The following is a 13,999-nucleotide window of genomic DNA, read 5'->3' as shown; positions in this document are numbered from 1 at the left end:
ACATGGCAACAATAACAGATGGGGAGGATCAGATGGATCTAGGTATCAAAGGAAAACGCGCGCTGGTCTGTGCCAGCAGCAAGGGTTTGGGTCTGGGCTGTGCCGAAGCTTTGGCCGAGGCCGGTGTCAATCTGGTGATGAACGCCCGCGGAGCCGAGGCGCTTGAGGCCGAAGCCGCGCGCTTGCGGGACACCTATGGCATTGATGTTCAGACGGTGGCCTGTGATGTGACCTCGACCGAGGGGCAGGCGCAGGTGATCGAAGCCGCACAGGGTGTTGATATCCTTGTGACAAATGCGGGCGGTCCGCCTCCGGGTATGTGGTCGGATTGGGAGCGTGAAGACTTCATCAAGGCGCTGGATGCCAACATGCTGACACCGATTGCTTTCATGAAGGCGTTGTTGCCGGGGATGATGGAAAAGGGCTGGGGCCGTGTGGTCAATATCACTTCGCAATCGGTGCGCGCGCCGATTGCCGTGCTGGGCCTGTCGAACGCGGCGCGGACTGGGTTGACCGGCTACGTCGCGGGAACCGCGCGGCAGGTAGCCCCGCAAGGGGTGACAATCAACAATCTGCTGCCGGGTATCCACGCCACTGACCGCGCGGAGTCCCTAGATAGTGCGGTTTCGCTGCAAAAGAACATCTCGATGGAAGACGCCCGTGCAGAGCGCGCCGCCACGATCCCTGCGCGCCGCTATGGCACACGGCAGGAATTTGGGGCTGCCTGCGCCTTTCTGTGTTCGCAACATGCGGGCTTTATCGTGGGCCAGAACATCCTACTGGACGGTGGCGGAACCAATTTGACGATGTAGGCGATGGCGCAGAATTTTTCACTAAAAGACCAGCTGTTTAATGCAGAAAAGACCCGCTATCTGGCGGGGCTTTTTTCGGCGGCCGACCCCGTTTTCGAGGCAGAGGCGTTCGAGGTTCAGGTCATGTCCCGCCTGCTGGATCTGGAATTGAAAGAGCGCATGGCGTGGATAGCCGACTGCCTTCAACAGGCCATCCCCGGCGCGCTGCCGGACATTGCGCCTAGGCTGTTAAGTGCGCTGCCACCGCCGCTGGACCCGTCAAAGACAGATGATGATTTCGGTGATTTCATCTTTGCACCCTTGGGCGATTGGGTAGTGGCCGTTGGCCTCGCCCATCCCGATCTGGCATTGGGCGTGCTTGAGGAACTGACGCAGAGATTCTCGATGGAATGGGCCATTCGCCCGTTCCTGAACGCCCATCAGGACAAGGTGCTGGACAGGATGCAGGCGTGGTGCGCGCATGACAGCTATCATGTTCGGCGCTTGGTCAGCGAAGGCACTCGCCCGCGTTTGCCATGGGGGCAGGCGGTGTGCCTGGAACTGACCGACCCGTTGCCTTTGCTGGATCGCCTGCACAGCGATCCGACGCGATACGTGACGCGGTCGGTGGCGAACCATCTGAACGATATCACCAAGAAAGACCCCGATCTGGTGCTGGACCGTCTGCAGCAATGGCGCGAGGGCGGGCAGGACGCAGATGAGTTGCGCTGGATGACCAGCCACACCCTGCGTGGATTGGTGAAATCCGGACATCCCGGCGCGATGAAGATGCTGGGCTATGATCCTGACGCGGCGATTTCGGCCGATATTCAGGTGCAAGGCGATGCCCGGATCGGGGGTGCGCTGAATTTCGATGTGGCGCTCAGTGGTGCCGGAGACCAGCCCATTCTAGTGGATTATATCATTCACTTTCAACGCCCTGGCGGTAAAACCTCGGCCAAGGTGCACAAATTGAAACAGACCGCGCTGCGGGATGGTGCGCTGACGCTAAGCAAGACCCACAAGCTCAAGGGCAATGCGACCACGTTCAAACTGGTGCCCGGCCCACACCGGCTGGAGGTTCAGGTGAACGGGCAGGTGCGCGCTGCCGTGGATTTCGACCTGCTCGGGTAACGCTTTTGTAAAATCGCACATGTGCGGATTGCGCCACGGCCCTTGCTGCATTAGCTGATCCCCTACCAGACACAGGGGATACCTTCGATGAAGCATGAATCGGTGCAGAACTATTACGGTGACGTCCTTCAAAGTAGCGCGGATTTGCAGACCAATGCCTGCTGCACGCCCGATGACATGCCGGATCATGTAAAGAAAATTCTCTCAAAAATTCATGATGATGTGCTGACGCGTTACTATGGCTGCGGTCTGATTGCACCGCTGGATCTGGAAGGGATGAGCATCCTTGATCTGGGCTGTGGTGCCGGGCGCGACGTTTATGCGCTGTCGGCGATGGTTGGCGAAAATGGCCGCGTGGTCGGCGTGGACATGACGCCCGAACAGTTGGATGTGGCCCGCGCTCATCAAGAATATCACGCGCAAGCGTTCGGCCATGGTGCGTCGAATGTGGAATTCCACCACGGCTATATCGAAAAGCTGGACGAGCTGGACCTTGAGCCCGGTTCCTTCGACATCATCGTTTCGAACTGCGTGATCAATCTGGCCACCGATAAAGAGGCCGTTCTGCGCGGCGCGCACCGTCTGCTGAAAGATGGCGGCGAGATGTATTTCTCGGACGTCTATGCTGACCGCCGCATCCCCGCCGCAATGGCCGAGGATGAGGTTTTGTATGGGGAGTGCCTGTCGGGCGCGCTCTATTGGAATGATTTCCTGTCGATCTCGCGCAAGGCCGGGTTTGCCGATCCGCGCCGGGTGACGCATCGCCCGCTGACCATCGAAAACCCGGTGCTGGAAGAGCGGGTTGCGCCCTTGAGCTTCCTGTCGGCCAAGTATCGTCTGTTCAAACTGCCCGAACTGGAACCAGCTTGCGAGGATTACGGCCAAGCGGTGATCTACAAGGGCACGATCCCCCACGCGCCGCATCTGTTCGAGCTGGACGACCATCACGCGATCGAGGCGGGCAAGGTCTTTCCGGTCTGTGGCAACACCTGGATGATGCTGAAAGACACGCGATTTGCGCGCCATTTCGAGTTTATCGGCGATTTCTCGACCCATTATGGCATCTTCGAAGGTTGTGGAGGGGAAAGCCCATTCGAAGCCACCAGTGCCAGCACCGGTGAAGCCGTCTCGGGCGGGTGCTGCTGACCGCTTGCGCCTGAACGGCGGGGTTGCTATCCCCGCCTAAGCCCGATGAAATTGATCGGGAAAGGCAACGGGGTCCTTCGGTGACAGTGAATTCAACGCCTCCACGTCTGGAAATCCGCAATTTGGTCGCCCGGTATGAAGGGCGCATTGTGGTGGATGATGTCTCGCTGAGTGTTCAGGCGGGGCAGGTGACGTGTTTGCTGGGGCCGTCGGGCTGCGGCAAGTCGACCACGCTGCGTATGATCGCCGGGGTCGAGATGCAGGAGTCCGGCCAGATTTATGTGGATGGCAAGCTGATCTGCGACACGGTGTTTCGTGTCCCGCCCGAGCGGCGCGAGATTGGGCTAATGTTTCAGGACTTTGCCTTGTTTCCTCATCTTAGCGTGGCCGACAACGTGGCTTTCGGTCTGAAGGGCCACAAGGACGAAAAACGCGCGCGGGTCGAGGAATTGCTGACCAAGGTTGATCTGATGCGCTTCGTCGACAGCTATCCGCATCATCTGTCGGGTGGCGAACAACAACGGGTCGCACTGGCGCGGGCTTTGGCGCCGCGTCCCCGGATCATGTTGATGGACGAGCCGTTCTCGGGGCTGGACAATCGTCTGCGCGACGGTATCCGGGATGAAACGCTGGCAATCCTCAAAGAAGAAGACGCCGCTGTGGTTTTGGTGACGCATGAGCCGGAAGAGGCGATGCGCATGGCCGATGAGATTGCCCTGATGCGGCGTGGTAAGATCGTGCAGCAAGGCGCGCCCTATAATGTCTATACCCGGCCAGCGGATAAGGCGGCGGTTGCATTCTTCAGTGATGTCAATGTGTTGAAGGCGCAAGTTAACGGAGCTCTGGCGGAAACGCCATTCGGCCAGTTTCTTGCGCCGGGTGTACCTGACGGCACGGACGTTGAGATCGTCTTCCGCCCGCAGCACGTCAAACTGGATTTCGACCGAAACGGCAAAGGACCGCTGCCCACACCGACTGATGGGGTGGCCGCGCGTGGCGTGGTCCAGCGGGCGCGCTTTCTGGGCAATGAAAGCCTGGTTGAGTTCCGCATGGACTATGACGGTTCGATCCTGAAGGCCACGGTGCCGAATGTCTTTGTACCGCAGCCGGGGCGCGTTATGTGGCTGACCATTCGCCGCGACCGGTGCTTTGTTTTCCCCGATTAATGCCTGACGTGGCATTTTAGACCCAACTGGTGCGCGAATGCCGCAGATTGCGCGTGCGCGTCGCTTGCCGAGGCGCGGGGCCGGGTCTATCAAGGGAAAAACGCAGGGATGGATGGGGCATATGCGTATTCTTCTGACCAATGATGATGGCATCAATGCACCGGGCCTGATCACGCTTGAGGCAATCGCCGCCCAGCTTGCCGGACCCGACGGAGAGGTTTGGGTCGTTGCGCCAGCATTCGAGCAATCCGGCGTGGGCCATTGCATCAGCTATACCCATCCGATGATGGTCGCCAAGCTGGGTGAACGTCGCTATGCCGCCGAGGGCTCGCCCGCCGATTGCGTGCTGGCCGGTCTGCATGATGTGATGAAGGATGCACTGCCCGATCTGGTGTTGTCCGGGGTGAACCGGGGCAATAACTCGGCCGAAAATACGCTCTATTCCGGAACGATCGGTGGCGCGATGGAAGCCGCTTTGCAGGGTGTCCCAGCGATAGCCCTGTCGCAATACTTTGGCCCGCGCAATCTGGGGCTGGACGACCCGTTCGAGGCCGCCGCCCGGTTTGGGGCGGATCTTGTGCGCAAGATCTTGGACGCGACCCCGGCCGAGCAGGGCGATTACCGCCTGTTTTATAACGTGAATTTCCCGCCCGTTCCCGCAGATGAGGTGCTGGGCACCCGCGTGGCGCCGCAGGGCTTTCGCCGTGACACGCATTTCTCGGTCGAACCACACAGCTCGCCCTCAGGGCGGCGGTTCTTGTGGATCAAGGGCGGCTATCAGCACAATCCGACCGCGCCCGGGACGGATGCGGCGGTCAATCTGGCGGGCTATATCTCGGTCACGCCGATGCGTGCGGACCTGACAGCGCATGACACGCTTGAGACCTTGAAGTCGATCGAATGACGGGCTTGAGTGCAGAAACCAAGATGCAGTTCCTGTTTGCGCTTCGGTCACGTGGCGTGACAGACAAGCGTGTGTTGGCGGCGATGGAACAGATCGACCGGGGCCAGTTCGTCAGGGGCCTGTTTGCCGAGCGCGCCTATGAGGACACGCCGTTGCCGATTGCTTGCGGGCAGACGATCAGCCAGCCGTCGGTCGTGGGGCTGATGACGCAGGCGCTGGATGTGGGGCCACGCGATACTGTGCTCGAGATCGGGACCGGGTCGGGCTATCAGGCGGCTATCCTGTCCAAGTTGGCCCGCCGGGTTTACACAGTTGAGCGTCACAAGCGATTGGTGCGGGAAACCGGCGCGTTGTTCCGCGAGCTGGGTTTGACCAATGTGACCGCGATGTTGACGGACGGCTCATTTGGTTTGCCTGAACAGGCGCCGTTTGATCGTATCATTGTGACCGCGGCGGCTGAGGACCCTCCGGGCCCGCTCTTGGCGCAGCTCAAAATCGGCGGTATCATGGTATTGCCGGTGGGGCAGTCGGATGCGGTTCAAACTCTGATCCGTGTGCGACGGACCGAAACCGGCCTGGACTATGACGAATTGTTGCCTGTTCGTTTCGTGCCCTTGCTGGAAGGGCTGGGAAAAGACGAGGCGTAGAAGTTTATTCTGAGGAACCCACCCGAACCCCGGTCAACAGGGGCAGGTGATGAGGACGGTAAAATGAGAGCAGTTTCCAAATCAGCGACGCTCCGCTGCGCAAGCGGCATGGTGGCAATGGTGGTTCTGGCCGGGTGTGAAGGCCCGCTGGACTATGATCTGCGCGGTCAGGTAGGCGGGTTTTCGACCGCTGACGCGGCGCAATCGGCCACCACAAGGCGCCCTGCGCCCGATGCACGCGGGGTCATTACTTATCCCACCTACCAAGTCGCCATCGCTCGGCGCGGCGACAAGGTCAGCGACGTGGCGGCGCGGGTCGGATTGCCCGAAGGGGAGCTGGCCGTATTCAACGGTTTGAAGCCGACCGATACGTTGCGGGATGGCGAGGTGATCGCGTTGCCGCGTGCGGTCAGTGCGACGTCGGGCAACGTCGATATTGCCACGATTGCCGGGACTGCGATTGATGAAGCACCGACCGATGGGTCTGTGCGTACCTCGACCCTTGCGCCTGCGCAGCCGGCGGCAGCGCCTGCACCGGTGGCCTCGGGGCCGGAGCCCATCCGGCATCAGGTCAAGCGGGGGGAAACCGCGTTTACGATTTCGCGCCTTTATGACGTGCCGGTGGATGCACTGGCCGATTGGAACGGATTGGATTCCGATTTCACCGTGCGCGAAGGCCAGTATTTGCTGATCCCGGTTAAAACCCAGACGCCGCCACGCCAGACAGAGGAACCGGCGACTAATGTGACTCAGCCGGGTGAAGGCTCACCCACGCCGACGCCTCCAAGTGCCACCCAGCCTTTGCCTGACGAAGAGGTTGTGGCAGCCCCGCCTGCGCCGGATGTGACGGCGGAAGCGCCGACGTCTCAGAGCAACTCGGCGCTGGGTTTGCCGGTGACTGGTTCGATCATTCGGACCTACCAGAAAGGCAAGAACGAGGGGATCGATATCGCGGCGGCTCCGGGCACCGCGGTAAAAGCGGCCGATAGCGGCACTGTCGCGGCGATCACTGCGGATGCAGATCAGGTTCCGATCATTGTGATCAAGCACAACAATGATCTGCTGACTGTTTATGCCAATGTGGACGGTATCACCGTTAAAAAGGGAGATCGGGTGCGTCGCGGTGAGAAGATTGCCGCCCTGCGGGACGGTGACAATGCCTATGTGCATTTCGAGGTTCGCAAAGGGTTCGAAGCGGTCGATCCTGAGCCTTTTTTGAAATAGGAAATGGCCCGTTCCGGGCTATGCCTCCGGCGGGGATATTTTTGGCCAGATGAAGGGCGGATCACGCTTTGGGGTCGAAGTCGCTTAGGCGTTTGCCGGGTTCATCTGTGAAGAGTTCGGGCAGGGGTTGGACAGCTTCGATCAGGTCGATGCGGAAGACGCGGAAGCCCTGACGTAGCTCGCACCAGGCGGTGAGGGTCCAAACGCGCCCCCAATATTCCATGTTTAGGGGGCGGATTGTGCGGTCGGTCAGTGTGCCGTCGATCCGGCGGTAGCTGAGGTGCAGTTTCTGGCGCGATTTTATGGCGGCGCGGATCGGGGCCATATGGGCCAGTCCACGCGCGGCATCGGCAAAGGGGTAGACGGCGAATTTCCAGGTGTCGGCCTCGGCGATCACCTGCGTGGGAAGAACTGCGTCGATTTTGTCTGCGAGCGTCTCGGCTGCGGTTTTCAGATCGGGGTCGGCGGCCTGGGCAACGATCGCCATGCCAAGGTTCAGCGCCTCAAGCTCGGCTGGGGTCAGGTTCAGCGGCGGCAGAGTGATCTGTTCGCGCACCATATAGCCCACGCCGCGCTCACCCTCGACCGGGACGCCCGAGGCGACCAGCGTATCCATATCGCGATAGATCGTGCGGACCGACACCTCGAGCCGGTCCGCTATGTCCTGCGCGCGGTGCAATTTGCCGTCGCGCAGGATTTGAATGATGTCAAACAGGCGATCCGTGCGGCGCATGTCACGCCGTCCGAACCGCGTTTAAGCGGTCATGTTCCATAGCACTTTCTCGTGACGCATCTGGATGCTGTCGGGCTTGATTGCCGTCATCAAGGCGGCAGCGAAGTCTTGTTGCGGGAACTGCGCGGCGGCGTCCTGTGCGGCTTTCATATCGGTCCAGACCACGTAGTCGGTCCAGCGGCCATCCTCGCCCTGGCTCAGCTGTCGATGCGCAAAGCCGGGGGCCGCTCGCACGAAGGCTTCGGTGGTTTGGCTGAGCTTCACGAACGCCTCGGGTGTGGTGCTGTCAGCGAGGGAAAAGGTGACGATTTCGGCAACATGGGTCATTTCAATCTCCGTTGACCTGGTTTCGATGATCTCTTCCTAGTCACGTACAACTGACATAAACCTGTCAGTTGGGAAAATCCAGCGCCCAAAAAACGCGTGAACAGGGCGAATTCGAACGTGGATTTGATCTGGCGCACTGTTGTTCACGGCTCGTCAGGCGTAGACACGGTTCCAGATCACATTCCCGGTGCGTGGCGCTGACGAGAAGGAGATAAGACATGCTTAACAATATCGGCCTACCGGGCTTGATACTGATTGCATTCTTTCTTCTTTTGCCTGTTCTGGTTGGCTGGGCTGCCAATAAAAAAGGTAGAAGCTTTCTGCTGTGGACCGTGATTAGCATCTTTACCAGCGCGATTATTGGGTTTCTTCTGTTTCGAATCGCAGAGGAAACGCGGCGCTTGAGTTCAACAGAACAAGTTTCCGACTAAAGGAGAAAAATCATGCCACTTAACAATATCGGCCTTCCCGGCCTGCTGCTGATCGCCGTTGTGGTCCTGGTGCTGTTTGGCCGTGGTAAAATCAGCTCGCTGATGGGCGAAGTGGGCAAAGGCATCACCTCGTTCAAGAAGGGCGTTCGCGAGGGCGCGGATGAGCTGGAACAGGACGCCTCCGAGATGGCCAAGGACGTTACCCCCGAGACCGACAAAGACAAGGTCTAAGCGCAGATGTTTGATCTGGGCTGGACCGAGCTTCTGGTCATCGGCGTTGTTGCCCTGATCGTTGTGGGGCCAAAGGACCTGCCGGTGCTGTTCCGCAATGTGGGCCGGTTTGTCGGCAAGGCCCGCGGCATGGCGCGTGAGTTCTCCAGCGCCATGAATGAGGCCGCTGATCAAGCGGGTGTCAATGAGATCAAGAAGGGTCTGAACGCGGCCACCAACCCTGTGGGCAGCGCCATGGATGGCGTGAAAGAGGCCGCGCAGGATCTGGCCAAGAGCATCGACCCGACCAAGTTCGACCCCGAAAGCGAGACCGGCAAGCTGGCGGCCGAACGGGCAGAGCAAGCCAAAAAGATTCAAGCCTCGACTGCGCGCGCCGCCGCCGAGCGCAAGGCGAAAGAGGCGGCTGACGCTCTGGCCAAGGCCGAAGAGGCCGAGGCCGCGTTGAAAACCGAAAGCAAGACATGACCAAGACCGACGAGATCGAGGACAGCTCGGCCCCATTGATCGAGCATCTGGCAGAACTGCGCACGCGGCTTATTCATTGCGTTGTGGCGTTTCTGATCGGGATGATCATCTGTTTCACTGTGGCGACGCCGCTTTTCAACTTTCTGACGCGCCCCTTGTGTGACGTTCTGGCTGAACGCGGGCAGGATTGCGGGCTGATCTTCATCTCGCCGCAGGAAGGGTTCTTTGTGGCCATCAAAGTCTCACTGCTGGGCGGGTTCATTCTGGCCTTTCCCTATATCGGGATGCAGATGTGGCGGTTCGTGGCGCCTGGGTTGTACAAATCGGAAAAGAACGCGTTCCTGCCGTTCATGCTGGCCTCGCCTTTCATGTTCCTATTGGGCGCCAGCTTTGCCTTTTACGTAGTGACACCGCTGGCCTATGATTTCTTCCTTGGCTTCCAGCAATTTGGTGCCGAAGGCGAGGCCGTGACCGATGGCGCAGTTGCTGCCCCGCTGAGCGTGGTCTTTCAGGGCTCGGCGCAGGAATATCTAAACCTGACGATCAAATTCATCGTAGCCTTTGGTCTGTGCTTCCAACTGCCGGTTCTGCTGACGCTGATGGGCAAGGCGGGGCTTGTGACGGCCGAAGGTCTGGGATCGGTTCGCAAATACGCCGTGGTCGCCATTCTGGTGCTTGCCGCGCTGGTGACACCGCCCGACGTGATTACTCAGGTGATCTTGTTCGTGGTGGTCTATGGACTGTACGAAATCTCGATCTTCCTCGTAGCGCGTGTCGAGAAAAAGCGCGAAGAACAGCTGCGCGCTGACGGCTACTATGACGACGAAGAAGAGGCGGATGCCGAAATCGTCGACGAAGAAAGCAAGTAAACCGGCTTAACCCGGATCAGGCGCGCCCACTGGTGGCGCGCCTTTTTTATGCGCGGGTCTTGCCGCTTGCATCTGATCATGGTTTGAACCCCAAAACAGCTGGAGGCCCTGATGGATGACCAAGCCCTGAACCGCATTGCTGATGCCTTGGAGCGCATGGCTCCAGCCCCCTTGGCAGCCCCTGATTTCGGCGCGGCCCCGGCTTTTGTCTGGCATGTGGACCCTGACCGGCTGGAACCAGTGACCAAGGTGAACCGAGTCGATTTGGACCTGCTGGTGGGCATCAACCGCTCGCGCGACACACTTCTGGACAACACGCGGCGCTTTGCGGCTGGGTATAAGGCAAACAATGCGTTGCTCTGGGGTGCGCGGGGTATGGGCAAGTCCAGCCTTGTCAAAGCGGTCCATGGAACCTTGCAAGTTGAATACCCCGATCTGAAACTGGTCGAACTTCAGCGCGAGGACATGGGCTCAGTCGCGCGTTTGCTAAACCATCTGCGGGCCGCGCCGCATCGGTTCATCCTGTTCTGCGATGATCTTTCGTTCAGCCATGATGACCAACACTACAAATCGCTCAAGGCGGTGCTGGACGGTGGTATCGAAGGCCGTCCGGAGAATGTTGTCTTCTACGCCACCTCGAACCGCCGTCACCTGATGCCGCGCGACATGATTGAAAACGAACGGTCCAGCGCCATCAACCCGTCCGAGGCGGTCGAGGAAAAAGTCTCACTCTCCGACCGCTTCGGCCTTTGGCTGGGCTTCCACCCCTGCGATCAGGACGAGTACCTCGCCATGATCAACCGCTACTGCGCCGCCTATGGCGTCAACGTCGCCCCCGACACCCTGCGCGCCGAAGCCATCGAATGGCAGGCCACACGCGGCGCACGTTCTGGCCGCGTAGCGTGGCAATTCTTCGTCGATCTGGCCGGGCGCACCGGGACCCATATCGGCTGATCCGCCCGCTTCATCTGGCTAAAAATATCCCTGCCAGAGGCATGGCCCGCAAGGGCCATTCCCCTATAGCGACGCCAAAATCCGGGCCGCCTCATCCGTAGGGCTCGTCAAAGCACCACGGTCCTCGCCGGGATGGAACCGGGCGCGTACGGCGGTGGGCATGGGGGCGGGCTCGACAATAGACACGCGCGGGCCAGTACGCTCGGTCTCAAGCTGCCAACTCCGCGCCAACGCCATCTGTGCGCCTTTGGTCGCGCCGTAGATGCCATAGAATTTCTCACCCGCCTTGGGGTCGTCGAAAAACACAGCGTGACCGCTCTCGCCCAACAAAGGCGCGACATATGGGATCAGAACTGAAGTCGCCGTCGCGTTGGTGTTCAAAGCCTTCGCCCATTCCTTGGGATCAATGAAGTGCGTAGGCGTCAGGGCCGAGGTGTGGATGGCGGTATGCAGCCATAGATCCACCTTGCCCCAGCGATCGTGAATACCTCGGCACAGGGTTGCCATGGCGTTCGGGTCGGCGATGTCCATTGGCGCCAGCGTGGCCGCGCCGCCCTTGGCCTGAATGCGGTCGTCCAACTCTTCCAGCCCACCGGTGGTGCGGGCAACAGCAACGATGTGGTATTCGGGGGCCAGCGCCTCGGCCAGGGCAGCACCCAGGCCCCGAGACGCCCCGGTGATGAGGGCAATTTTAGTCTGATCGGTCATGGGTTGGGTTTGAACCCCTGCGCGCAAGCCGTCAAGACAGGATTAGCGACCGGGGATGGCGATCCGCTGGGTCTGGCCGCTTTGTCGCAGCATGATCCCTTCGGCATCAATGGCTACGACGGTGCCCGAGGCAACGCGGCTACCCGGTTTGACTTCTTTGACCCGACCCGAGGACAGGCGCATCAGCGCACGTAGCTCGGTTTTGGGCCCGAACACGCCCAACAGGGCGACCGAACTTTTCTTTAGCGCGTCCTTCTGCGTAGCCGCACTTTCGACGGTGGAATTTGGCATGGTTTGCGGCAGGGGCGAAGGGCCCCAACCCCTTATGTCTGAGTGAGTGGTGGCAGCGGCCTAGCAAATGAGCAGGTGAAACGAAAGGCGGCGGTGCTCGCTGGTTTTCTCACAATTTCGCGTGGGTCTGCGAACCCATTGCGATTGCGTTTCCTTCGCCAGAGAGTTGTGTGTCAGAAAATTTTGCCCCCGGCGCTGCATCTGACAAAAAAAGCCCGGACCGACACTAAGATCCGAGCTTTTCCGCGCTTCTGATTCGCTGGATTTACGAACCCGACGCCAATTTCGTGGCGTTCCAAGACCCGCCCGGCACCTGCATGTCCTCGCGCTTTTTGCTGACGCGGGTGCTGTTTTCCAGGCTGTCCAGATAATCGTCGCTGACGCTGCCGGTGATGTAATTACCGTCAAAGCACGAGCAATCAAACGCCTCGATCTCGGGGTTGCCTTCCTTGGCGGCCCAGATCAGGTCGTCCAACTTTTGATAGAACAGCGCATCTGCGCCCAGTTCCTGCCGGATCTCTTCGATCTCTTTGCCGTTGGCGACCAGTTCATGCTTGGTGGGCATGTCGATGCCATAGACATTGGGATATTTCACAGGCGGCGAGGCGCTGGCGATATAGACTTTTTTCGCGCCAGCCTCGCGGCACATTTGCACGATCTTCTTGATCGTGTTGCCGCGGACGATGGAATCGTCGATCAGTAGCACGTTGTGACCTTTGAACTCCAACGGGACCGCATTCAGCTTGCGGCGCACCGATTTCTGGCGTTCTTCCTGACCGGGCATGATGAAGGTTCGGCCGACATATCGGTTCTTCACCAACCCTTCACGGTAGGGAATACCGGTGATCTTTGCGGCCTCAAGCGCCACAGGGCGGGCGCTGTCGGGGACGGGAATGATCCGGTCGATCTCAAGCCCTGAGTCCTGGATCTGCTTGGCCAGAGTCTGCCCCATGCGCATCTGTGTTTTGTAGACGGAGACCCCATCCAACAGCGAATCCGGACGGGCGAGGTAGACATATTCAAAGATACAAGGCGTCAGCTTGCCTTCGACGGCCTGAAACTCATGCTTGTTGCCGTCGAGATCGATCAGGATTGCCTCGCCGGGGCGCAGGTCGCGCAGTTTGTCAAAACCGTTGATGCCAAAGGCCACATCCTCGGACGCAAAGGCAAAATCGTCACCATCCACATCCGATTCTCGGACCGCGACGGACAAGGGGCGAATCCCGTGCGGGTCGCGGAACGCCAGCATGCCGACACCGGCAATCAGACAAATCACCGAATAGGCGCCCTGAATACGCTCCATCGTCATCTTCACACCGGCAAAGATGTTGCGGATCGGATCGGCATTGCCGTTGACCTTGATCGCATCAGCCACCTTGTCTGCCAGCACATTCAGCAGAATTTCGGAGTCCGAGGTGGTACGCAGGTGGCGGCTGTATTTGCCGGTCACTTTCTCTCGCTGTTCGGCCGTGTTGGTGATGTTGCCGTTATGGACCAGATAGATGCCATATGGGGCGTTCACGAAGAAGGGCTGCGCTTCGGCGGCGCTCAGCGATCCGGCGGTTGGATAGCGCACGTGGCCGATGCCCACCTTGCCCAGCAGGGTTTCCGCATCCTTGGCGTTGAAGACGTCCTTGACCAAGCCATTAGCTTTCTTCTCGCGGAAGAATTCGCCGTTATAAGTAACGATCCCCGAGGCATCCTGACCCCGGTGCTGCAACATCAGCAGCCCGTCATAGATTTCCGCAAACACATCATGCGTTCGGCTTGCGATCCCCAAAATCCCACACATGTACGGGCTCCAACTTTCTATGACGTAGCGATTGACGGCAGGTTGAGAAACAGCGGGGCGCTTGCCCTGTTCAAAGCCGCTGGCTTGCCTGCGGATACAGTCGCACCCTTGCCGCAACGGGCTGGTGCGAAAGAAAACGGGTACAGCAAGATCGGTGGCTCCGATTCCATCTCAGTTCGGCCCTCA

At 59.6% G+C, this 13,999-nt stretch carries 17 protein-coding genes; 12 read left to right on the top strand and 5 right to left on the bottom strand.

All coding sequences use genetic code 11. From position 1 onward, the window contains the following. Nucleotides 1–32 precede the first annotated feature (32 nt). The 7 genes from ACR3E7_RS06350 to ACR3E7_RS06320 all read left to right on the top strand — a co-directional run bounded on the left by ACR3E7_RS06350 (nucleotide 33) and on the right by ACR3E7_RS06320 (nucleotide 7,012). Nucleotides 33–812, top strand: a complete 780-nt coding sequence (locus tag ACR3E7_RS06350; protein ID WP_480502882.1) for an SDR family oxidoreductase — start codon at nucleotides 33–35, stop codon at nucleotides 810–812. A gap of 3 nt (nucleotides 813–815) precedes the next feature. Further along, entirely contained in the window at nucleotides 816–1,925 is a 1,110-nt protein-coding gene (locus ACR3E7_RS06345; protein ID WP_480502481.1) for a hypothetical protein, read from the top strand. Between the two features lie 87 nt (nucleotides 1,926–2,012). Then, a complete protein-coding gene (locus ACR3E7_RS06340; protein ID WP_480502480.1) occupies nucleotides 2,013–3,071 on the top strand; it encodes a methyltransferase domain-containing protein in 1,059 nt (352 codons plus the stop codon). Between the two features lie 80 nt (nucleotides 3,072–3,151). Continuing rightward, a complete protein-coding gene (locus ACR3E7_RS06335; protein WP_480502479.1) occupies nucleotides 3,152–4,237 on the top strand; it encodes an ABC transporter ATP-binding protein in 1,086 nt (361 codons plus the stop codon). A gap of 121 nt (nucleotides 4,238–4,358) precedes the next feature. After that, a complete protein-coding gene (gene surE, locus ACR3E7_RS06330) occupies nucleotides 4,359–5,141 on the top strand; it encodes a 5'/3'-nucleotidase SurE (protein ID WP_170774385.1) in 783 nt (260 codons plus the stop codon). Beyond that, entirely contained in the window at nucleotides 5,138–5,788 is a 651-nt protein-coding gene (locus ACR3E7_RS06325) for a protein-L-isoaspartate(D-aspartate) O-methyltransferase (RefSeq protein WP_170774383.1), read from the top strand. Before surE ends, ACR3E7_RS06325 begins: the two co-directional genes overlap by 4 nt. Nucleotides 5,789–5,851: 63 nt before the next feature. Continuing rightward, entirely contained in the window at nucleotides 5,852–7,012 is a 1,161-nt protein-coding gene (locus ACR3E7_RS06320; RefSeq protein ID WP_480502478.1) for a peptidoglycan DD-metalloendopeptidase family protein, read from the top strand. A 61-nt stretch (nucleotides 7,013–7,073) separates the two neighbouring features. On the opposite strand, the gene ACR3E7_RS06315 is transcribed toward ACR3E7_RS06320, so the two are convergent. Both ACR3E7_RS06315 and ACR3E7_RS06310 read right to left on the bottom strand, forming a co-directional pair. Continuing rightward, nucleotides 7,074–7,745 carry a helix-turn-helix transcriptional regulator gene (locus ACR3E7_RS06315; RefSeq protein ID WP_170788695.1) on the bottom strand — a complete coding sequence of 224 codons (672 nt, stop codon included), beginning with the start codon at nucleotides 7,743–7,745 and terminating at the stop codon, nucleotides 7,074–7,076. Between the two features lie 21 nt (nucleotides 7,746–7,766). After that, nucleotides 7,767–8,072: a hypothetical protein gene (locus ACR3E7_RS06310; RefSeq protein ID WP_170782513.1), complete on the bottom strand. Its 306-nt coding sequence runs from the start codon at nucleotides 8,070–8,072 to the stop codon at nucleotides 7,767–7,769. Between the two features lie 218 nt (nucleotides 8,073–8,290). On the opposite strand from ACR3E7_RS06310, the gene ACR3E7_RS06305 reads away from it, so the two are divergent. The 5 genes from ACR3E7_RS06305 to ACR3E7_RS06285 all read left to right on the top strand — a co-directional run bounded on the left by ACR3E7_RS06305 (nucleotide 8,291) and on the right by ACR3E7_RS06285 (nucleotide 11,022). Beyond that, nucleotides 8,291–8,503, top strand: coding sequence for a hypothetical protein (locus tag ACR3E7_RS06305; protein ID WP_353390121.1), 213 nt, complete (start codon nucleotides 8,291–8,293; stop codon nucleotides 8,501–8,503). 12 nt (nucleotides 8,504–8,515) lie between these two features. Beyond that, complete coding sequence (locus tag ACR3E7_RS06300) at nucleotides 8,516–8,734, top strand: twin-arginine translocase TatA/TatE family subunit (protein WP_353390118.1); 219 nt, start codon at nucleotides 8,516–8,518, stop codon at nucleotides 8,732–8,734. Between the two features lie 6 nt (nucleotides 8,735–8,740). Beyond that, complete coding sequence (gene tatB, locus ACR3E7_RS06295) at nucleotides 8,741–9,199, top strand: Sec-independent protein translocase protein TatB (protein ID WP_170788694.1); 459 nt, start codon at nucleotides 8,741–8,743, stop codon at nucleotides 9,197–9,199. Next, the gene (gene tatC, locus ACR3E7_RS06290) at nucleotides 9,196–10,068 is read left to right on the top strand and encodes a twin-arginine translocase subunit TatC (RefSeq protein ID WP_170788693.1); all 873 of its coding nucleotides are present in this window, start codon (nucleotides 9,196–9,198) and stop codon (nucleotides 10,066–10,068) included. Before tatB ends, tatC begins: the two co-directional genes overlap by 4 nt. 111 nt (nucleotides 10,069–10,179) lie before the next feature. Beyond that, nucleotides 10,180–11,022, top strand: a complete 843-nt coding sequence (locus ACR3E7_RS06285; protein ID WP_480502477.1) for an ATP-binding protein — start codon at nucleotides 10,180–10,182, stop codon at nucleotides 11,020–11,022. Nucleotides 11,023–11,085: 63 nt separating this feature from the next. On the opposite strand, the gene ACR3E7_RS06280 is transcribed toward ACR3E7_RS06285, so the two are convergent. The 3 genes from ACR3E7_RS06280 to purF form a co-directional block, all read right to left on the bottom strand. Continuing rightward, complete coding sequence (locus tag ACR3E7_RS06280; RefSeq protein WP_170782509.1) at nucleotides 11,086–11,730, bottom strand: SDR family NAD(P)-dependent oxidoreductase; 645 nt, start codon at nucleotides 11,728–11,730, stop codon at nucleotides 11,086–11,088. Between the two features lie 42 nt (nucleotides 11,731–11,772). Next, nucleotides 11,773–12,021: a hypothetical protein gene (locus ACR3E7_RS06275; RefSeq protein ID WP_170782508.1), complete on the bottom strand. Its 249-nt coding sequence runs from the start codon at nucleotides 12,019–12,021 to the stop codon at nucleotides 11,773–11,775. A gap of 265 nt (nucleotides 12,022–12,286) precedes the next feature. Further along, nucleotides 12,287–13,813 carry an amidophosphoribosyltransferase gene (gene purF / locus ACR3E7_RS06270; protein ID WP_170774364.1) on the bottom strand — a complete coding sequence of 509 codons (1,527 nt, stop codon included), beginning with the start codon at nucleotides 13,811–13,813 and terminating at the stop codon, nucleotides 12,287–12,289. Between the last annotated feature and the right edge of the window lie 186 nt (nucleotides 13,814–13,999).

The sequence above is a fragment of the Ruegeria sp. BK1 genome, from assembly GCF_056535645.1.
This window is presented reverse-complemented; position numbering and strand designations above follow the sequence as displayed.